Here is a 17,074-nt window from a genome sequence, read left to right on the forward strand (position 1 = left end):
GTAGTGGGCGGTTCAGACTTGTGTCGTAAGTCACTCTGGCAGTGGGTTTTTACTCGCATTGAACCGAAGCGATCGCGCCTCAAAAATGATATTGGTAAAACTTTGGGTGAACAGTTAGACACTGAAAAAGCTGCGGGTCGTCCTGTGAAGCTTGTCAGGAATCGCGTTGCAGCCAAAGGAGCGCGGTTACTGTTTAGAGAATTGGTAAAAGTCCACAGCCCAGTGGACACCAATCAAAGTCCAGTGGACTAATAAAATGTGACGAAAAGGGAATTATGACCAATGGGATTTAGGAAATTTGATAATCCCTATCATGCGGCTATCGACCGGGTATCGCGTATCCTCTCGCCTAAAACTATTCACAGAGTTTTGACAGAGGGTTATTGTAGTTTTCAGAAGTTGCCCCCAGATGTTTTTATAGCAGCTTGCATTATTGTCTGTTTACATAGAATTTCTAAAAGTCCATTGTCGTTATTTACCTTTGGGAATTATGACTATTGAGTGTCCGTGGTGCGACGAGGTGATCGAAGAAGGGGAAGTTGGACCCAACTTTGAATTCAAGCTTACTTCTTCGTGGAATCATGCCGGAGCTTGCTGTAATTTATGCGATGCTGAGATACTTGAAGCCTGCCAATTAGAGAAAAGAGGGCGTGAAGACTACGATGAAGATTATCCATATTATTAATGGGTCAAGCCAGCGATAACAAGCGAGTCCCCTCACGTGTAAATCCTGCGGGAAAGAGTAGCTAAGAGGCTGGATGCAAGGGGCGCTGACCCATTGACGTGACGAAATGGAGATTTTGACTACTGGCTAGTTGCCGGAGTGAAGTCAATGTAATATTCGACACCTGCTTTAAAAAATTCTGCCGCGCTGGGATTGTTAATATACATATCTAACTTGCCGCTAGGCGTTGCTTGCCAGAAAGATTTATTTTCTTCGCTGCCTGATAACACAGGAGTTAGATTGACTGAATTTCCGCCACCAGCATGATTAGTTACGGTTTCTACACGAAATTTAGCTCTCATAATAAATACCCAGTATTCAATAGCCAATTGTCTATTATGTTTGGTCGTTATTACAAGCTGCAAGGTCAAAGCCCAATTATTGCTGAGTCGTTTCTAGATTGGTGCTTATGGATGGCATCAGCCGACACTAGGGTTATGGTCAACGACATCTACAATGTCAACATTTCAACTGTTTTTGTTGGGATAAACCTAGATCCTCAGCAATCTGGAGAACCAATGATTTTTGAAACCCTGGTGATGGGAGGGGTACTAGATGGCAAACGAAATCATTGGTCAACATGGGAACAGGCGATGCAAGGGCATCTGAAAATATGCGCTCAAATTTCTAAGTTATCTGCAAGTTAACTGAACTTTTAAATGAGCAAAACTATATTGAGATTCGGACTACCTCGGTGCAGAAGTTGTGGAAAGGCGGGGGACTACTGGGGACTTTACGTGCTTTCGTATGAGCATCCACAATGCGCTATTAAAAGGGCTATTCAGAAAAAGGCTATTCGCCCCTGCCCCCTAAATGACTAGAGTGAAGATAGTGCCGGCAACGATTGGTATAACGGCAGCTTAATGACCTTCGGTACGGGAGATATTAACGGTATCGGAGTTTTCTGGGATAAGCACGGCGATGACACTTATCTATCTTTATTAGAACCAGCTTACGGACAATCGCGGTTAGAGGGTGTTACTGGTTTGCGAGAGTTGATGCTGACATTAGGCTTATTTGTTGATGGAGGCGGGAAAGATAATTACCTGCTATTGCCAGAAACAGACCCCCAAAATAAATTGCCAGATACAGCGCTCAATACTCAATCTCTGGCAACTAATCCTGTTGCTGGTAACGATAGGACTTGGTGCCGCCCGACAAAACCTCGTTATGTCAAAATGGCTTATGGCTGCGGCATTGATGCTCAATAAGTTCGAGTAAAAATGCGAGATGATGGTCAGAGGTTCAAGTTTCAGTATCTAACGCATATTTAATTTCTGGAGATGTCTAATGAATAAATAATCCAATAAATAAATTTCTCAGTATGTCTGTATTGTTATTCAGATATAGCTTTCATCTTTTTCGTCTCCAGAACTGTTACGGAGACTTTTGGTAAAAACTATAGCATTAAGGGAAAACGGTAGAATACGCCCAAATAACTAATGATACTGTGATAACTTAACCAGACTGCCGCCAATGTGTCGGTGCTTCGATATAATCAGGTAGACGAGTAGTGCGATCGCCAAGTGCATCTCTAATCTGCTGCAACTCTAAGTTTTTCGCTCCTGTCAAAATTGTCCCTTCCAGTTTGACATCACTTAGGTTAGTCTGTGAAAAGTTAGCTCCCATCAGGTTTGCCTGAGTTAGATTAGCTTGATAAAAGGTTGCCCTATACAAGTTTGCTCCAATCAGGTTAGCCTGATACAAGTCAGCTTCCGTTAAACTGGCTTCTGAGAGGTTGGCAAAATAGACTTCTGTTTGGTGGAGTTTAGCTGCATTCAAATTAGCCCCAGAAAGGTTAGCTCCATTTAAGTTCGCCCCACAGAGGTTAGCACCAATCAAACCCGTTTGCTGTAGGTTGGCTTTACCCAATTTTGCTCCTTGCAAGTTAGCTAAAAACAACTTTGCTCCAGAGAGATTAGCGACTTTTAAGGTTGCTTGTTGCAAGTTAGCTTTATAAAGGTTCGCTCCCTGTAAATTCGCTGCACGCAGACTTGCTCCAGAGAGATTGGCTGACCGCAGGTTTGCTCCAGAGAGGTTGGTACGATTGAGGTTAGCCCAACAAAGGTTAGCTCCACATAAGCTAGCTTTTAGTAATTTGGTTTCATAAAGAATCGACCTAATGAGTTTAGCGCCGCTAAGGTCTGCTCCACTCAAGTCAGCCCCACGCAGGTCAGCCCCACTCAAGTCAGCCCCACGCAGGTCAGCTTGTTGCAGGTTAGTTTTTAGTAGGTCTGCTTGTCTAATGTCGGTGTTACGTAAATCAAGTTTCTGATCTTTTGGGTCTTCAAGTAAATTACGTCTGCCGATAACACTCAGGGCTGCTTGAATATCAGTGCGTATTTTTGGCAATTCTTCATGAACATTTTGATCTACCTGCGGTGTCGGACGCGACCCACCTCTACGCCTACTTGAATAAACTGCTCCTTGATATTCGGGGTTTTGTTGCTCACCTTTTACATGCTGAATAGGTGCATTCTCTCGCACAAAGGCAGTGAGAATTTCCATAATTGTCCAGTGTTCTTGAGGAAAATCCTGAGCAACTCTTTCTAGGGCATAAATTGCACCTGTCCGAGTTTCAACCTTTTCATGGCCAAGCTGGGCAATTGCGCCCATAAAACGCTCTGCAATCAATCTGTCTTGATTTAGTTTGGCATTTTGCAGGCCAATTTCTAAGTTTTTCTCAGATGCGATCGCACTCTTTTGCATTGCTTGGGCACGCTTTGCTGCATAATAGGTATTAAACATTGCTGCCGATGCGAGAAAAACTATTGCAGTAGTTGTTAAAGCTTGGTTTCTATACTGAATTTTTTCTTGAATTGACAATTCTTTAATACTGGACAAGACAAAGAAAATTACAGTCAATGAGAAACCAAATATAAGTGTTATAGCGATCAACCAATTCAACAGAGGGTCTGTCTTTTTAGAAGACATGGTAAAAATTTTCCTTACAACCTAGAATTATTACTTAGATGTTGGGGAAAAATAGTATAGCATCTAGCAGAAAATTATAATAGGTGTCAAGACACTCGTTGAACTACGGAATAATATCGAATATACTCGTGGATTACGGCATAAATAAACCACCCCTTCGGGTTCGGCAGTTCCTCATGGGGGAAACCCCCAAGACCGGACTGCCGAACCATTCCAAATCAATGAAATCCTTGCAGTACAATAATTACGGATTACACTGAAAATAAGTAATGGGGAGTTGAGAGTAGGGAGTTAGGAAAATTAATCAAGCGGATATGATATTAGTATTTTAATTAGAGAATTTGGTTTCTCTGAAGTTTGCCCCATCAAGTATGGCATTCTTGAAAATTGCCCCATCCAATCTAGCTAGATATAAACTGGCACGATGTAGGTTAGTTCCAGAAAAGTTAGCTCTCTCTAGATTGGCTGCACTGAGGATTGCTCCTTCTAAGTTGGTTAGATATAAGTTAGCTCCTTCTAGGTTCGCTGCACTAATTATTGCTCCCGCTAGATTAGCTTCTCTGAGATTGGCCCCAGCAAGATTTGCTTGATAAAGATTTATCTGTTGTAGATTCGCCCCATTTAAATTTGCTCCTCTCATGTCTGTGAAGCTCAAATCAAGTTGCTCATTTTCTGGGTCTTTGTTTGCATCTCTTCTGGCGATAACAGTCAATGCTGCTTGAATATCTACACGAACTTTTGTTGATAAGTTGCTTGTTACTTTCTCTTGGGGTATATAAGGAGCATTTTTTCTGACAAAATTACTCAGAATGTCTATGATTATCCAGTGGTACTGTGGATGATTATGGGCAATTTGCTCTAAATCATTAATTACAGCCAGACTGTTTTCTATTGTGTTATTTCCTAGCTGTTCGCTTGCTATTCTTAAGCGTCGTTTTGGCGACTGATGCTGAGTTTTTTTTACTTGCTCCTGGGAAATAGGTATCCACAGTAATATTTTTGATAGCTGGATGTGATTTTTTGGTAAAATATTTTTCATAATATGAGAAGCATTAATAATTACTGAAAATATCCGCAAGGGCTAACAGCTTTTTTTTTTAATTTGAATAAGCTAATTCAATAAACAAAATGAAAAATCTAACTATTGAGCAAATATACCTGGCGATTAGAAATCGCGGCTACACAAACTTTCGTCCGCCTGCGCGGACTCAAGAAATTGGAAACCCACGGAGGTGGGTTTTGTCTGTATAGCCGCGAATTATATTCGCCTAGATATATTTTTACTAATCATGATGATTTTGATGTATTCCTAATCAGGGATTAACTAAAAATGAGTATTGAAATGCAGAAAAACAAACAGCCAATAGTTAAAAAGCTGGTGTTAATTGGTGGCGGTCATAGCCATGCTATTGTTATGAAAAGGTTTGGAACAAAACCGTTACCAGGAGTAGATTTAACGTTGATTAGTGCAGCATCAAAGACAGCTTACTCTGGAATGTTACCAGGACACATTGCCGGATTTTATAGCCACGATGAATGCCATATTGACTTGCAACCCTTGACGAACTTTGCTCAAGCACAGTTATGTATTGACACGGTAGTTGCCCTAGACTTGAAAAATAACAAAGTTCTTTGTGTTAGTGGACTTGCGGTAGATTTCGATGTGCTGTCTATTGATATTGGCAGCACTCCCGCCACAATATCTGTATCAGGTGCGGCAGAATATGCGATCGCAGCTAAACCAGTATCGCAGTTATTAGAGCATTGGCGTGAACTAGTTGAAGCCGTAGGTAAAAATCCTCATGAACCAATTAGTATTGCGATCGCAGGTGGAGGCGCTGGCGGTGTAGAATTAGCTCTATCGATGCGATCGCGTTTACATCAAATTTTACATCAAACTCAACAACATATTCAAAACCTGGAAATTCATTTATTCCAGCGTGGACAAGAACTGATGCCCAATTACCATAAATTAGCGCGGCATCAAATTCAGCAAATTTTAACTGAGCAAGGTATTAAACTCCATCTTGGGGAAAGTGTGTGTAAAATTGCACCCATAACACCCAAAGAAACTAAAGAAGTCTTGGAAATTAAATGTGAATCTGGATTGAAAGTAGAGTGCAATAAAATCTTTTGGGTAACACAAGCTTCAGCACCCGAATGGTTAAAAACCTCTGGGCTAGGAACTAATGAGCAAGGTTTTATTCTCGTAGAAGATACGTTGCAATCTCAAACGCACCCGCAGGTATTTGCATCTGGTGACATTGCCACAATGGTAAATCATCCGCGTCCGAAAGCTGGGGTATTTGCTGTTAGGCAAGGCAAACCTTTATTTGAGAATTTGCAGCGAATTTTGTTAGGTAAGCCGCTCAAACCTTATAAACCACAGAAACAATATTTGAGTTTAATTGGTACAGGAGACGGAGGAGCGATGTCTACGACGGGCTACGCCTACGCAACCAGAGGCTCTTTTACTTTACCACCTCACAAACTCTTGTGGCGTTACAAAGATTGCATTGACCGCCGCTTTATGGAAGGCTTCCGCAACTTCTGAAGACACACAGAGATGTAATGGTAGTACCATGACACGGCAGGGCACAGGTAAAATAGTGCAAGCATGTGTTAATAACACCAACCCAAATATTATTCATCTGTAAAACTTCAATCTCAGTAGACTAAGTACAGTTTTGCGTAAAAACGTAGCGTTTTTAATGCAAGGGAACGCATTCACAATGCAGGGTATTGCCAAATTTAATTCGCTACGAATTAATGAAATGCTGTACTAAGTTCTAATTTTCTATACAGATTAGGAACATTTAGTGCAGATTCCGATTAATATATTTAATATTGTTGATGGCTAAAAAATTATCTAAAATCATCAACCCCCTCATGTGACTGGCGATTTAAGTAGAAAAAACTACTAGGGAGCATGTGGAAATCTTATGCCGAACGCCTGGGCAGCCACTTTTGTATAAGGCAATATGTGTCTTTAGAGGAACTGCTTATGGTTAGCAATAGCAAACAACTCTGTCTTCAACACGTCAGCATAGCTGAGGTTCCATCCCTTCACCAAATCTTGGTGGCTTGCGGTCTTGATATGAAAGACCGCTTCGGTTTGAGTCATTGGATGCAGCCAAATTATCCGCTTGAGCAAATGCTCCACGATGCTATGGAGCATGAGGTCTACGCCGTAACAGTCGGCGAGAACCTAGTGGGCACTTTCACACTTGAGATGATGACAACGGTTCCATTGAGCTACATCAAGTATGGAAACATTCTTTGGCAAATATCAGATGTTCCGGCAGTGTACGTACATAAACTAGCGATACTTCCATCTTGGCAAGGCAAAGGACTAGGAACATGGTGTATGCAAGCTATTGAGAAGCTTACCATTGAGCGCGGTTACTATGCTGTACGGTTGGATGGAGTGAAGACACACCTAAAGCTCTTGTCTTTTTATAAAAGCCGAGGATATCAACAAGTGGGAGAACTAATTTACAACTCAGATGTGTGGGTTGATGCAATTGTTTTTGAGAAAGTTTTAGTATTTCTGTAGCAATCAATTCTACAATTTCTGTTCCTACTGCATTTGCAGTCGTTTTAATAGACTCTACCGTATTATTTCAAATACCCTTCTAAACAATGTCAAAGTGTTACTGGCATGAACTCACAACGGTTGATTTCCGAAATCTCGATAGTAGCAATATAGCTATTCTGCCGATAGGCGCGATTGAACAGCATGGGCCACATTTGCCAGTTTGGACTGATACACGTATCGTCAACGGAATAATTGAGTGCTTCTTGACCAAGGGTACTGATTCAGCTAATAGACATCTCCAGAAATTAAATATGCGTTATCCAGAGTCCTTGTAGAGACGTAGCACTGCTACGTCTCTACATTCTTTTTCGGAGATGTCTATTGGTCAAAGCCTCGAACATCTGGATTTTCCCGGATCTTTGGCGCTTTCTCCTGATATACTCCTGGAAATTTTCAAACAACTCACGGCAAACCTCACAGCAGTGCCCAGCAAACTTCGGCTGGTTGAGCCAGGATATCTTTGAAACTGGTGCTTGGGGTGACGCAACCATTGCCACTGCTCAAAAAGGTGAACAAATTCTTAAACACATTGTAGGTCGTCTCGGTGAGTTGGTTGAAGAAATTGCTCAGTTTGAATTAAGCCATCTCCAACCCACTGCCGTTGATCCACTACAGCAAGGATGATCTTTCACCTTATCGATTTTACCTATACATTCTATCTTCATCGAAGCTGTTCAATTAACTCAATAATTTGCTGATAATACTGGATATTCCCTTCTTGGTAATACAAATCTGCGGATTTCTGGAAATCCGCAATTGCTCTTTGAGAGTCTCCCAGATTTCTGTAGACATCTGCCCGAAGGATGTAAGCAGAAGCCCAATTCGGCTGACGCTGTAAGGCTTGGTTTAAGTCTGTAAGCGCTCCTTGAAAGTCTCCCAACAGAGAACGGCTACGACCGCGATTGTACCAGTCTTCGGCAAAGCTGGGGTCGATCGCGATCGCTCGACTGTAATCTTCTATTGCCCCTTGATAATCTTCTAGGGCATAGTGAGCATTGGCACGATCGCTGTAAAATGCAGCAGATTGAGGATTTATTTGCAAAGCTTGGGTGTAATCTGCGATCGCATTTTCATAAGCTTCTAAAGCATAGTGGGTAGAACCTCGGTTGTAATATGCTTCAATTAAATTAGGATTAATTTTTAATGCTTGGTTATAATCTGCGATCGCACCCTGTTCATCCCCTAAAAGACGACGAGCATTTCCCCGATTGCAATAGGCTTGGGAAAAGTCAGGAACAAGCTCTATAGCTTGAGTATTATCATCAATTGCTCCCTGTAAATCTTGCAAAGCTTCACGGGCAATACTCCGACCATAATAAGCTGCGGCTAATTTATCATTAATCTGTAATGCTCGATCGTAATCTTTAATTGCGCCTTTATGATCTCCTAAAGAACGACGAGCCGCCGCGCGATCGCAATATCCTTCTGCTAAATTAGGATTGAGTTGTAATAGCCGATTGCTGTCTTCAATTGCACCTTGATAATCTCCCAATCGGCGAAGAGCATTAGCCCGAAAACCGTATACTAAAGCTAGAGTCGGATTTTCTTGTAATGCTTGGTCATAATCTGCGATCGCACCCTGATAGTCTTCAAGAGTACTACGAACTAGACCACGCTCACAATAGGCTTGCACATCATCAGGATTCAGCTTTAATGCTTGGTTAAAGTCTTCAATTGCTTCATGATAGTTTTTGAGGTGAGCTAGCACAAGACCCCGATTATAGTACGCTCCGGCAAAGCTGGGATTGATTTTTAGGGCGTGGTTGTAATCTCTGATCGCACTTTGATAATCTGCTAAAGCGTAGTGGGCATTACCTCGGTTATGATAAGCTTCCGCCAAGTTAGGATCTAATTGTAATGCCTGGTTATGGTCAGCGATCGCTTCTTGATAATTGCCTAAAATCTGGTGGATATTACCGCGATTGCTGTAAGCTGCGGCAAAATGGGGATGCCATTGTAAGGCTTGCTGAAAATCTGCGATCGCTCCTTGACGATCGCCACGTTCAAAACGAGTTACGCCCCGATTATGATAAGCATTGGCAATATCAATATTGATGTTATCAGCTAATTGGGTACTCATTTCGATTGTTTGGATATAATCTGCGATCGCCTTATCGTAGTTTTCCAAAGCAAAGTAGGCATTTCCCCGGCTGTGGTAGGATTGCGCCAGATTGGGATCTAATTGTAACGCTTGGTTATGGTCGGCGATCGCACCTTGATAATTGGCTAGAAAGTAACGAGCATTAGCGCGGTTGTAATAGGCTATGGCAAAATTGGGATTGATTTCGATGGCGCGATTGAAGTTAGCGATCGCACTGCGATAATCTTTGAGTTGACCAGTTAAAATTAGCCCGCGATTATGGTAAGCTTCGGCATAGTCAGGATTTAGCTTGATTGCTTGGGTGTAAGCTGCGATCGCGGCTTGATAGTCTCCTTGCAAATTGTGGTTTAATCCTTGGTAAAAAAAATCTTCCGCATTCATATAGTTTTTTAGCTTTCGACATTCTCTAGCCTAAAGCATCGGGATTGTTAGCGATATATTTTCAAAATCATTCCAACTACTATTTTGTCTGTTGCTAGGATTTTTTGTTTCAATCCCGCGAACGGGTTTCGTTTATCGAACAGAATTTATTCTGAATTCTGACTCCTGAATTCTGTTCGATAAATTATTGTCTATCTTATGATTCCCTATTTACAGGCAAAAATAAGCAACATTTTCAGAAATATCCAGCCTATATTTAAAATTGACTTGAATTTATTATATTTCTTGCAAAAACGCCAATCCTAGTCCCTTTTTCTGCAACTATACACTAACAAAATTAAATCCTAGCGCTCCTTTATAATCACAGAGCTACCATTACTAATACTTACCTTTTGAATCAAAACATCAGTACAAGATGATAAAATATCAGTACTTATTTGATTAGCAATAAATTCAAAATCTTGGTTTGTCAATCCTTGTGCAGTATCGCCACTTAAATTAATACAAATAGTTAGAGGTTGAGGATTACTAGAAGGCTGTTCATTTTCTAATGCTTCTATTTCATCTTCTGTTATGCCCAAATCAAATTCTTTACTCCAATCTGGAAAATCCTTACCCGTTTGCTGTCCATAAACTTTCACTATTTCAACAGATGCAGCTCCTAAAGCCGTTAACCCCTTGCGGATAAATGCAACTAAAATTTGCTGATTTGGTACTTGGTCAGATTCTATAATTACCTCTAAGCAAGCATCGTTAAAGGCAACTTTTGCAGTGATCCCTTTGGGGTGTAGGTGGCGGTTCATCAGAGATGCGATCGCATCTGCATCTCCCTGTTTTGCAAGTTTTAGAATATTTGGCTGTGTCATAACCAGTAAAAAAGAAAATCTGGGAAAATAAACTTATATTCTCAGGATTCCCTCTTGACAGCCTTAAGTAACATTATAATGCCAGATATCAGCTAATCTGGGCTAAAATATATATTATAAAGATAGTCATTCACAGACCTTTGCAAAAAATATATTTTCCCTCTATCAACACCAAAAACTAGTGTTTTTGTGCTTGCCAAATTCACAGGGTTAATATTAATCAATTTAATTCCAATTTTAAATATGAAGTTTTATCGAGATCATGCTTGGCCCTCGACACTAGAAGAAGCCATAGTTATCCAAGAAAAGCTGCGGGATCAAGTAATTACTGAGGATCAACTGCAAGAACCTATCCAGTACGTTGCTGGAGTGGATATGGGTTTTGAAGCTGATGGAACAATTAGCCGTGCAGCTGTCGCAGTATTGAGTTTTCCTGATTTACAAGTAATTGAGACAAGCCTAGCACATCGTCCGACGACCTTTCCTTATGTTCCTGGGTTTCTCTCATTTCGGGAAATTCCAGCTGTTCTCGATGCCCTAGAGAAGATTAAAATAACACCAAATATTATCTTGTGTGATGGTCAGGGAATTGCTCATCCCCGCAGATTAGGTATAGCTAGCCATTTAGGGTTACTTATAGATATACCAACAATTGGGGTAGCTAAGTCCAGGTTGCTAGGTAAGCATGAAGAATTGGCAGAAACCAAAGGCAGTACGCAACCACTGATATATCAGGGTGAAACCATTGGGGCAGTTTTGCGCTCGCGCACAGCAGTAAAACCTCTGTACATCTCCAGTGGTCATCGAATTAGCTTACCGACAGCGATTGACTATGTATTACGCTGCACGCCAAAATATCGGTTGCCAGAAACTACACGCGTTGCTGATAAATTAGCGTCAGACAGATAAAGGTTGTTGAAGTTTTTTCTAAATACTTGCTTCCACCTACTCAATCGTGTTAGGAATCGCACAGGAAGATGTTGAAGTAGCTAAATACGATTTACGAAGTTAGAACATGAACGCACTAACTTTACAGTGGCATGATGCAGGTCAAAATAAAACTCAGAACATTTACGAGCAACAGCCAAGTCAAAATCCTGGCACTGTCCGCATCGGTCGCGACCCCCTCCGGTGCGATATTGTTCTGAGTCATCCCACCGTCTCTGGACTGCACGTTGAAATCTTTTTTCATCACCAGCAACAGCGCTTTTACATTAGGAATTTGCGATCGCAAAATCCCCCCATTGTCGATGGACGGCAATTAGTCCAAGGTGAAATACCTTTAACTGAGGGCACTAACATCACTTTAGGACAAATAAAACTCAATGTTACTAACGTTTCCACGGGTAGCATTCCAGCAACAATTTTGCTGCCACCCCAGCCACCAGTAAACATCGGACATCACCACCATCCAGCAACACCACCTGCACCACCGCCAGGGGTTTATGGCTTAGAATGCCCCAAATGTCATAAAGTTTCCCCAGGAGAGAATCTACAAATTGGCTGTCATTGGTGTGGGACATCTTTAGCTGCGGCGGTGAGTGTGTTGGTAGTTAGGAGTTAGGAGTTAGGAGTTAGGAGTTAGGAGTTAGGAGTTAGCAGTTAGGAGTTAGCAGTTAGGAGTTAGCAGTTAGGAGTTAGCAGTTAGGAGTTAGCAGTTAGGAGTTAGCAGTTAGGAGTTAGGATAGGACTTACGCAAAAACCCTCTCAAACTCTCATTCCTCCGTGGTCTCTGCGTCCTCTGTGGTAGCCTGCGGCAAGCCGCTCCGCGTCTACGTTTTTCGTTACCTTTGCGTAAGTCCTATTAGGAGTTAGGAGTTAGCAGTTAGGAGTTAGCAGTTAGGAGTTAGCAGTTAGGAGTTAGCAGTTAGGAGTTAGCAGTTAGGAGTTAGCAGTTAGGAGTTAGCAGTTATTATTTTCCTCCTACCCAATGACCAATGACCAATGACCAATGACCAATGACCAATGACCAATGACCAATGACCAATGACCAATGACCAATGACCAATGACTAATGACCAATGACTAATGACCAATGACCAATGACCAATGCCCAATGACCAATGACAAATGACTAATGACCAATGACAAATGACCAATGACAAATGACCAATGACAAATGACCAATGACTAATGACAAATGACTAATGAACAAATCCAATTAAGTTGGGAAGAACCAGCGACGGGAGAACGGCGAGAACCAAGGTTGAATATACCGATCGCTTTTGGTCGAGAATTCGCTCGTTTACCTGCTGAACTTAAGGGAGTGCGCGTTTCTCGGATGCTGCTTAACAGTAACGAAGTTTCTCGCTACCACGCCCTAGTTGACTGGGAACAAGACCATTTAGTAGTAATTGACCAAGGCAGTGTTAACGGTGTGTATGTCAATGGTCAACCACAAACACGCAGTATCCTGGCTAATGGCGATACCTTGCAAATTGGCCCCTATTTAATAACGGTGACATTTGTTGCTAATGCCTCTGCACCAGATACTAGCCCCCCTTCAACGATTCGCTTCAACGCAAATACCAATCTTCCAGACCCCAGATTGCCTGTAGTCCAGCCGCTAACGCCTTTGACAAGTAATTTCCCACCATTGGCATTTCAAGCGGAAAAGGTCGCTGTACAAGCACTTTATGCTACGGGATTACCAGTAGATGAATCTGATTATCTAGCGATCGGGGCGGGATTGGGTAGCTTTTTATGGGCTGATTTGCTGCGAATTAGTGGTGTACGTGCTGACAAAATTGTGGCTTTGGGATTAGAGGCGGAACCTTATGCCCGTTACAAGCGCCTCTGTTTGAATTCGCAAATTCCCTTATATGAAAGACTGCGTTCTAATTCTGACTCTTGTCCTGATAATATTTGGGGCTGGCCTAGTTATGCCTTGCGTGAAGCTTGGGGAGACTTAGCCAAGGGAGAGATAAAGTCAGCATTCAAGTATTTGTGGCAAGTGTTTGCCGAACCAACATTTGCCGAAACTTATACTCCCCGTGCTGGTAAAGTCTTTGATTCCATAGATAGGGAGACAAAGCGTATTGGCTGGAATCAAATTTATCGCTATGGGCGAGTTAGAGGAATTCGCAAAACTGATGATGGCAGATATTGCGTAGCCTATTCTCGCGGCCCTGGAAATTATGCTTTTTTAGTTAGTCGTTATTTACATTTAGCTACTGGGTATCCAGCAATTCAGTTTCTCCCAGATTTGCAAGCTTATAGGGAAAAATACCAAGATTTTAAATCTGTAGTCAATGCTTATGAAGCCCACGATCATGTTTATGAACAACTAGAGCAACAAGGTGGTACGGTATTGATTCGGGGGCGGGGAATTGTAGCTTCGCGGATTGTGCAACGGATTTATGAAGCCAGAAAACGAAATCGGAATATTTCAGTTTTGCATTTAATGCGATCGCCTAAACCCCAAGGTAACAAATTTCAAAGAGCCACCCGCCTAGTCAAAAATCATTACGAATTTCAACCCTTTAACTGGCCGAAAGCCTGTTGGGGCGGCGAACTCCGGGCAATGTTAGAAAAAGCTAGTCCCGATGAACGCAAACGTTTACTAGCAGACTGGGGTGGAACTACCACCGCCGACCGCCAAGACTGGCAGCAAATTACCGCCCAAGGGTTAAGCGAAGGTTGGTATCAAATTACCTTCGGTGAGGTACTGGATGTAGAACGAGATGCCCAAAACCGGACTATTACCCGTATCCGAGAGCAAAGCTTTGGGGAAATGAAATTGCTCGCTGACTTTATTGTTGATGCTACTGGACTGGATGCCAAGGTAGATACCAATCCCCTGCTAGCAGATTTGGTGAAACATTACAACCTCCCAGTGAATCATCTGGGGCGATTGACTGTAGCGAACAATTTTGAATTAGTAGAAATGCGTAGTGATAGAGGTCAAATGTATGCGGCTGGGGCGATTACTTTAGGTGGCCCTTATGCAGCAGTTGATAGTTTTTTGGGCTTGCAATACGCCGCATTAGTCGCCGTTGATGGACTCGCCGCCGCCCGTGCTACTGGAGTTCAAAGGTTAAATGTTATAAGTTCCTTTGGGCAGTGGTTGAAGTGGGTGTTAAATCAGTCACCTTAGTATTAGGGGGCAGGCAGCAGGGAGCAGGAGAGATAGAGTATTTGTCTTGTTGTTTTGAGTAGACATCTCCGAAAAAGAATGTAGAGACGTAGCAGTGCTACGTCTCTACAAGGACTCTGGATAACGCATATTTAATTTCTGGAGATGTCTAGTAGTTAAATGGGCGGTTAGAAACCGCGCTACACAGGCAAAACCCACCTCCGTGGGTTTCAAACCTTCAATTTTTCCTTAGTCCGCGCAGGCGGACGAAAGTTTGTGTAGCCGCGAATTCCATTCGCCCTGGCTCTAAATTGACTACTCCTTTTTTTCTTTTGTTGGGCTTACCATTACAGGCACTAAAGTTTTAACTAAACCCGTAATCGCCACAATCACAGAGGCAATTCCCCCAATGGACAATGAAGTTAAAATTGCCGCCGCCAGAATAATTTCAGTAGGGCTGTATCCATCTCGCATCCAAGTAGATGGATTCTCTACCGATGTTGGTGAGGCGGGGATTAATTGCGAAGTTTGGGTGGTTTGATTAGAGTTGACTAGATTTGTTAAGACAGTTTTCATGGCTGAACCTCTTCTAAATGTTTCTATGCAAATCGTATTTCTGCCAACAGAAGAGGATATTCCCTAGAAATGGAGACAAAATAGAAAGAAAGTAGAAATTAAGTATAATCGAGAAGAAATCTCACAAGCTGTCTATGCAATGGGCTGATTTTCTAGCTAATGAAGCTGCTACTAATAGCTTATCCCCAGAGCAAACGGCAGCTTTTGTAGAGCGTTTGAAGACTGAAAACTCAGGGAAGAGTGAGGCAAAACTAGCCAGCGAATTAAACATTGGTGCGGCTGCTTTCAAAAAGCGGATGACTGAGGTTTATGATAAATTCGCCCAGAGTTATCCTGAGTTAGCCAATTCTGAAAGTCGGGGTAAGCTAGAAAAGTTACGGGCTTACCTCACAGCAAAATATAATGGCGGGCAAGATATTCGCCCCACAATTAAAGAAATTCATCAAAATATTCCCCCTGCTGTTCCATTTGAAAAATTTGTGGGACGTGAGGCGGAACTACAAAAACTGCACCAGCAATTACAAACATCTCGGCAAGTTGCAATTGTAGCTGTGGCGGGTATGGGTGGAGTCGGCAAAACTGAACTTGCTACCCAATACGCCAAACAGCACTTGCAGAATTATCAAGGTGGGGTTTGCTGGTTATCTGCACAGGGAATAGATGTCGGAATTCAGATTCTCAAATTTGCCCAATTGAAATTTAAACTCATTGCACCGGACGATTGGGAATTAGCAGATAGGCTGAGATACTGTTGGCAAAATTGGCAACAAGGTGAAGTGCTGCTGGTGTTTGATGATGTCACCGACTACAAAAAACAGGTTCAGTCTTATCTACCCCCAGAATTACCCCGGTTTAAAGTATTGCTGACAACGCGCCTGGGATTTGATAGAACTTTGCCGCAATTACCTTTAGGTGTTCTCAAACCATTGGCGGCGATGAAATTATTAAAATTGCCAGTTGACAGGGAACGACTCAAAAACGAACCTTGGATTGCGAGAAAAATTTGTAAATCCTTGGGATATTTGCCTTTGGCGTTAGAGTTAGTGGGGCGATATGTGGATACAATGCCAGATTTATCTCTGGAAAAACTGCTGAAGCGGCTAGAGAAAAAGCGACTGGAACACGAAGCAATAGCAAAGGCTAACCCATTGATGCGTTATGAATATGGCGTGGCTGAAGCTTTTGCATTGAGTTGGGAACAGTTGGATAAAAATGCACAAAGCTTAGGCTGTTGGCTGAGTTTGTATGCCTTGGCTGATATTCCTTTTTCTATTGAGGCGATACAAGATGACGATGCACAAGAATTCTGGGAGAAAGCTATAGCTAATTTGCGGAAACTGCATTTACTACAACGACAAAGCAAAGGAATATATCGTCTACATCCACTGATTCGGCAATTTTTCCAAATGAAGTTGGATGAGTTAAGTAATGCAGATGAGGTGAAAACAAACTTTACAGCGCAGATGGTAGAGGTGGCAAAGCAAATTCCGCAACAGCCTAACCGTGAAGATATTTTAAATCTCACTCCCTTTATCTCTCACATTGCAGAAGTTGCAACCTACCTATCCCAATATCTCAGCGACGAGCATTTAATTTGGCCTTTCACAGGTTTAGGCTGGTTTTATCAAGGTCAAGGACTTTATCAGCAAGCAGAACCTTGGTTGCGGCAGTGTGTAGAGGTAGCTGAAAATCGTCTTGGTTTAGAACATCCCGATGTTGCCCAAAGCCTGAACAATCTCGCATTACTCTACGGTTTTATAGGACGCTACAGCGAAGCCGAACCCCTGCATCTGCAAGCTTTGAAACTGAGAAAACGCTT

Annotated in this window: 17 protein-coding genes, 1 pseudogene and 1 riboswitch; of the genes and pseudogenes, 11 read left to right on the top strand and 7 right to left on the bottom strand. The window is 42.2% G+C overall.

Annotation, left to right across the window (positions count from 1 at the left end; genetic code table 11):
• Nucleotides 1–252: pseudogene (locus tag V7K67_RS21195) on the top strand (IS110 family transposase); the annotation flags it as partial.
• Nucleotides 253–804: 552 nt separating this feature from the next.
• On the opposite strand, the gene V7K67_RS21200 reads toward V7K67_RS21195, so the two are convergent.
• Complete coding sequence (locus V7K67_RS21200) at nt 805–1,026, bottom strand: hypothetical protein (RefSeq protein ID WP_335168271.1); 222 nt, start codon at nt 1,024–1,026, stop codon at nt 805–807.
• Nucleotides 1,027–1,062: 36 nt separating this feature from the next.
• On the opposite strand from V7K67_RS21200, the gene V7K67_RS21205 reads away from it, so the two are divergent.
• Nucleotides 1,063–1,371, top strand: a complete 309-nt coding sequence (locus V7K67_RS21205; protein WP_335168273.1) for a hypothetical protein — start codon at nt 1,063–1,065, stop codon at nt 1,369–1,371.
• Nucleotides 1,372–1,587: 216 nt separating this feature from the next.
• Nucleotides 1,588–1,935 (top strand): hypothetical protein, encoded by a 348-nt coding sequence (locus V7K67_RS21210; RefSeq protein ID WP_335168275.1) that lies wholly within the window; start codon nt 1,588–1,590, stop codon nt 1,933–1,935.
• Nucleotides 1,936–2,182: 247 nt separating this feature from the next.
• Here the strand turns inward: V7K67_RS21210 and V7K67_RS21215 are convergent, their stop codons facing one another.
• Together V7K67_RS21215 and V7K67_RS21220 are read right to left on the bottom strand one after the other, a co-directional pair.
• Nucleotides 2,183–3,658 carry a pentapeptide repeat-containing protein gene (locus V7K67_RS21215; protein ID WP_334733439.1) on the bottom strand — a complete coding sequence of 492 codons (1,476 nt, stop codon included), beginning with the start codon at nt 3,656–3,658 and terminating at the stop codon, nt 2,183–2,185.
• Nucleotides 3,659–3,986: 328 nt separating this feature from the next.
• A complete protein-coding gene (locus V7K67_RS21220) occupies nt 3,987–4,697 on the bottom strand; it encodes a pentapeptide repeat-containing protein (protein ID WP_335168277.1) in 711 nt (236 codons plus the stop codon).
• Nucleotides 4,698–5,000: 303 nt separating this feature from the next.
• Here V7K67_RS21220 and V7K67_RS21225 point away from each other — a divergent pair, with 303 nt between their 5' ends.
• The 4 genes from V7K67_RS21225 (at nt 5,001) to V7K67_RS21240 (ending at nt 7,880) form a co-directional block, all read left to right on the top strand.
• The gene (locus tag V7K67_RS21225) at nt 5,001–6,212 is read left to right on the top strand and encodes an FAD-dependent oxidoreductase (protein ID WP_335168290.1); all 1,212 of its coding nucleotides are present in this window, start codon (nt 5,001–5,003) and stop codon (nt 6,210–6,212) included.
• Between the two features lie 327 nt (nt 6,213–6,539).
• Nucleotides 6,540–6,624: riboswitch (ZMP/ZTP riboswitch) on the top strand.
• A 38-nt stretch (nt 6,625–6,662) separates the two neighbouring features.
• On the top strand, nt 6,663–7,214 hold the full coding sequence (locus V7K67_RS21230; RefSeq protein WP_334733441.1) for a GNAT family N-acetyltransferase: 552 nt from the start codon (nt 6,663–6,665) through the stop codon (nt 7,212–7,214).
• Nucleotides 7,215–7,300: 86 nt separating this feature from the next.
• Complete coding sequence (locus V7K67_RS21235) at nt 7,301–7,531, top strand: creatininase family protein (RefSeq protein WP_334733442.1); 231 nt, start codon at nt 7,301–7,303, stop codon at nt 7,529–7,531.
• A gap of 46 nt (nt 7,532–7,577) precedes the next feature.
• Nucleotides 7,578–7,880 carry a creatininase family protein gene (locus V7K67_RS21240; protein ID WP_335168279.1) on the top strand — a complete coding sequence of 101 codons (303 nt, stop codon included), beginning with the start codon at nt 7,578–7,580 and terminating at the stop codon, nt 7,878–7,880.
• A gap of 37 nt (nt 7,881–7,917) precedes the next feature.
• On the opposite strand, the gene V7K67_RS21245 is transcribed toward V7K67_RS21240, so the two are convergent.
• Both V7K67_RS21245 and V7K67_RS21250 read right to left on the bottom strand, forming a co-directional pair.
• Nucleotides 7,918–9,738 (bottom strand): tetratricopeptide repeat protein, encoded by a 1,821-nt coding sequence (locus V7K67_RS21245; protein ID WP_334733445.1) that lies wholly within the window; start codon nt 9,736–9,738, stop codon nt 7,918–7,920.
• Between the two features lie 344 nt (nt 9,739–10,082).
• A complete protein-coding gene (locus V7K67_RS21250) occupies nt 10,083–10,604 on the bottom strand; it encodes a hypothetical protein (RefSeq protein WP_334733446.1) in 522 nt (173 codons plus the stop codon).
• Nucleotides 10,605–10,847: 243 nt separating this feature from the next.
• On the opposite strand from V7K67_RS21250, the gene nfi reads away from it, so the two are divergent.
• The gene (gene nfi, locus V7K67_RS21255; protein WP_334733447.1) at nt 10,848–11,513 is read left to right on the top strand and encodes a deoxyribonuclease V; all 666 of its coding nucleotides are present in this window, start codon (nt 10,848–10,850) and stop codon (nt 11,511–11,513) included.
• 106 nt (nt 11,514–11,619) lie between these two features.
• Complete coding sequence (locus tag V7K67_RS21260; RefSeq protein WP_334733448.1) at nt 11,620–12,168, top strand: FHA domain-containing protein; 549 nt, start codon at nt 11,620–11,622, stop codon at nt 12,166–12,168.
• A gap of 331 nt (nt 12,169–12,499) precedes the next feature.
• Here V7K67_RS21260 and V7K67_RS21265 read toward each other — a convergent pair whose 3' ends face one another.
• Nucleotides 12,500–12,703 carry a hypothetical protein gene (locus tag V7K67_RS21265; protein ID WP_335168282.1) on the bottom strand — a complete coding sequence of 68 codons (204 nt, stop codon included), beginning with the start codon at nt 12,701–12,703 and terminating at the stop codon, nt 12,500–12,502.
• A 41-nt stretch (nt 12,704–12,744) separates the two neighbouring features.
• Between V7K67_RS21265 and V7K67_RS21270 the strand changes: the two genes are divergently transcribed.
• Nucleotides 12,745–14,700 carry an FHA domain-containing protein gene (locus V7K67_RS21270; RefSeq protein ID WP_335168284.1) on the top strand — a complete coding sequence of 652 codons (1,956 nt, stop codon included), beginning with the start codon at nt 12,745–12,747 and terminating at the stop codon, nt 14,698–14,700.
• Between the two features lie 294 nt (nt 14,701–14,994).
• Here V7K67_RS21270 and V7K67_RS21275 read toward each other — a convergent pair whose 3' ends face one another.
• Nucleotides 14,995–15,255: a hypothetical protein gene (locus V7K67_RS21275; RefSeq protein ID WP_335168286.1), complete on the bottom strand. Its 261-nt coding sequence runs from the start codon at nt 15,253–15,255 to the stop codon at nt 14,995–14,997.
• 134 nt (nt 15,256–15,389) lie between these two features.
• On the opposite strand from V7K67_RS21275, the gene V7K67_RS21280 reads away from it, so the two are divergent.
• Nucleotides 15,390–17,074: NB-ARC domain-containing protein (locus tag V7K67_RS21280; RefSeq protein WP_335168288.1), on the top strand; the 1,685-nt coding region annotated here is incomplete at its 3' end.

Origin of the sequence: Nostoc sp., assembly GCF_036917155.1 — a bacterium.
GTDB lineage: Bacteria > Cyanobacteriota > Cyanobacteriia > Cyanobacteriales > Nostocaceae > Nostoc.

Bases quoted from the DNA above. Each gene is read 5' to 3' on its own strand.
- V7K67_RS21220 (WP_335168277.1), bottom strand. From the start codon at position 4,697: ATGAAAAATATTTTACCAAAAAATCACATCCAGCTATCAAAAATATTA.
- V7K67_RS21270 (WP_335168284.1), top strand. From the start codon at position 12,745: ATGACTAATGAACAAATCCAATTAAGTTGGGAAGAACCAGCGACGGGA.
- V7K67_RS21200 (WP_335168271.1), bottom strand. From the start codon at position 1,026: ATGAGAGCTAAATTTCGTGTAGAAACCGTAACTAATCATGCTGGTGGC.
- V7K67_RS21260 (WP_334733448.1), top strand. From the start codon at position 11,620: ATGAACGCACTAACTTTACAGTGGCATGATGCAGGTCAAAATAAAACT.
- V7K67_RS21250 (WP_334733446.1), bottom strand. From the start codon at position 10,604: ATGACACAGCCAAATATTCTAAAACTTGCAAAACAGGGAGATGCAGAT.
- V7K67_RS21205 (WP_335168273.1), top strand. From the start codon at position 1,063: ATGTTTGGTCGTTATTACAAGCTGCAAGGTCAAAGCCCAATTATTGCT.
- V7K67_RS21245 (WP_334733445.1), bottom strand. From the start codon at position 9,738: ATGAATGCGGAAGATTTTTTTTACCAAGGATTAAACCACAATTTGCAA.
- V7K67_RS21210 (WP_335168275.1), top strand. From the start codon at position 1,588: ATGACCTTCGGTACGGGAGATATTAACGGTATCGGAGTTTTCTGGGAT.
- V7K67_RS21225 (WP_335168290.1), top strand. From the start codon at position 5,001: ATGCAGAAAAACAAACAGCCAATAGTTAAAAAGCTGGTGTTAATTGGT.
- V7K67_RS21215 (WP_334733439.1), bottom strand. From the start codon at position 3,658: ATGTCTTCTAAAAAGACAGACCCTCTGTTGAATTGGTTGATCGCTATA.
- V7K67_RS21235 (WP_334733442.1), top strand. From the start codon at position 7,301: ATGTCAAAGTGTTACTGGCATGAACTCACAACGGTTGATTTCCGAAAT.
- nfi (WP_334733447.1), top strand. From the start codon at position 10,848: ATGAAGTTTTATCGAGATCATGCTTGGCCCTCGACACTAGAAGAAGCC.
- V7K67_RS21275 (WP_335168286.1), bottom strand. From the start codon at position 15,255: ATGAAAACTGTCTTAACAAATCTAGTCAACTCTAATCAAACCACCCAA.
- V7K67_RS21230 (WP_334733441.1), top strand. From the start codon at position 6,663: ATGGTTAGCAATAGCAAACAACTCTGTCTTCAACACGTCAGCATAGCT.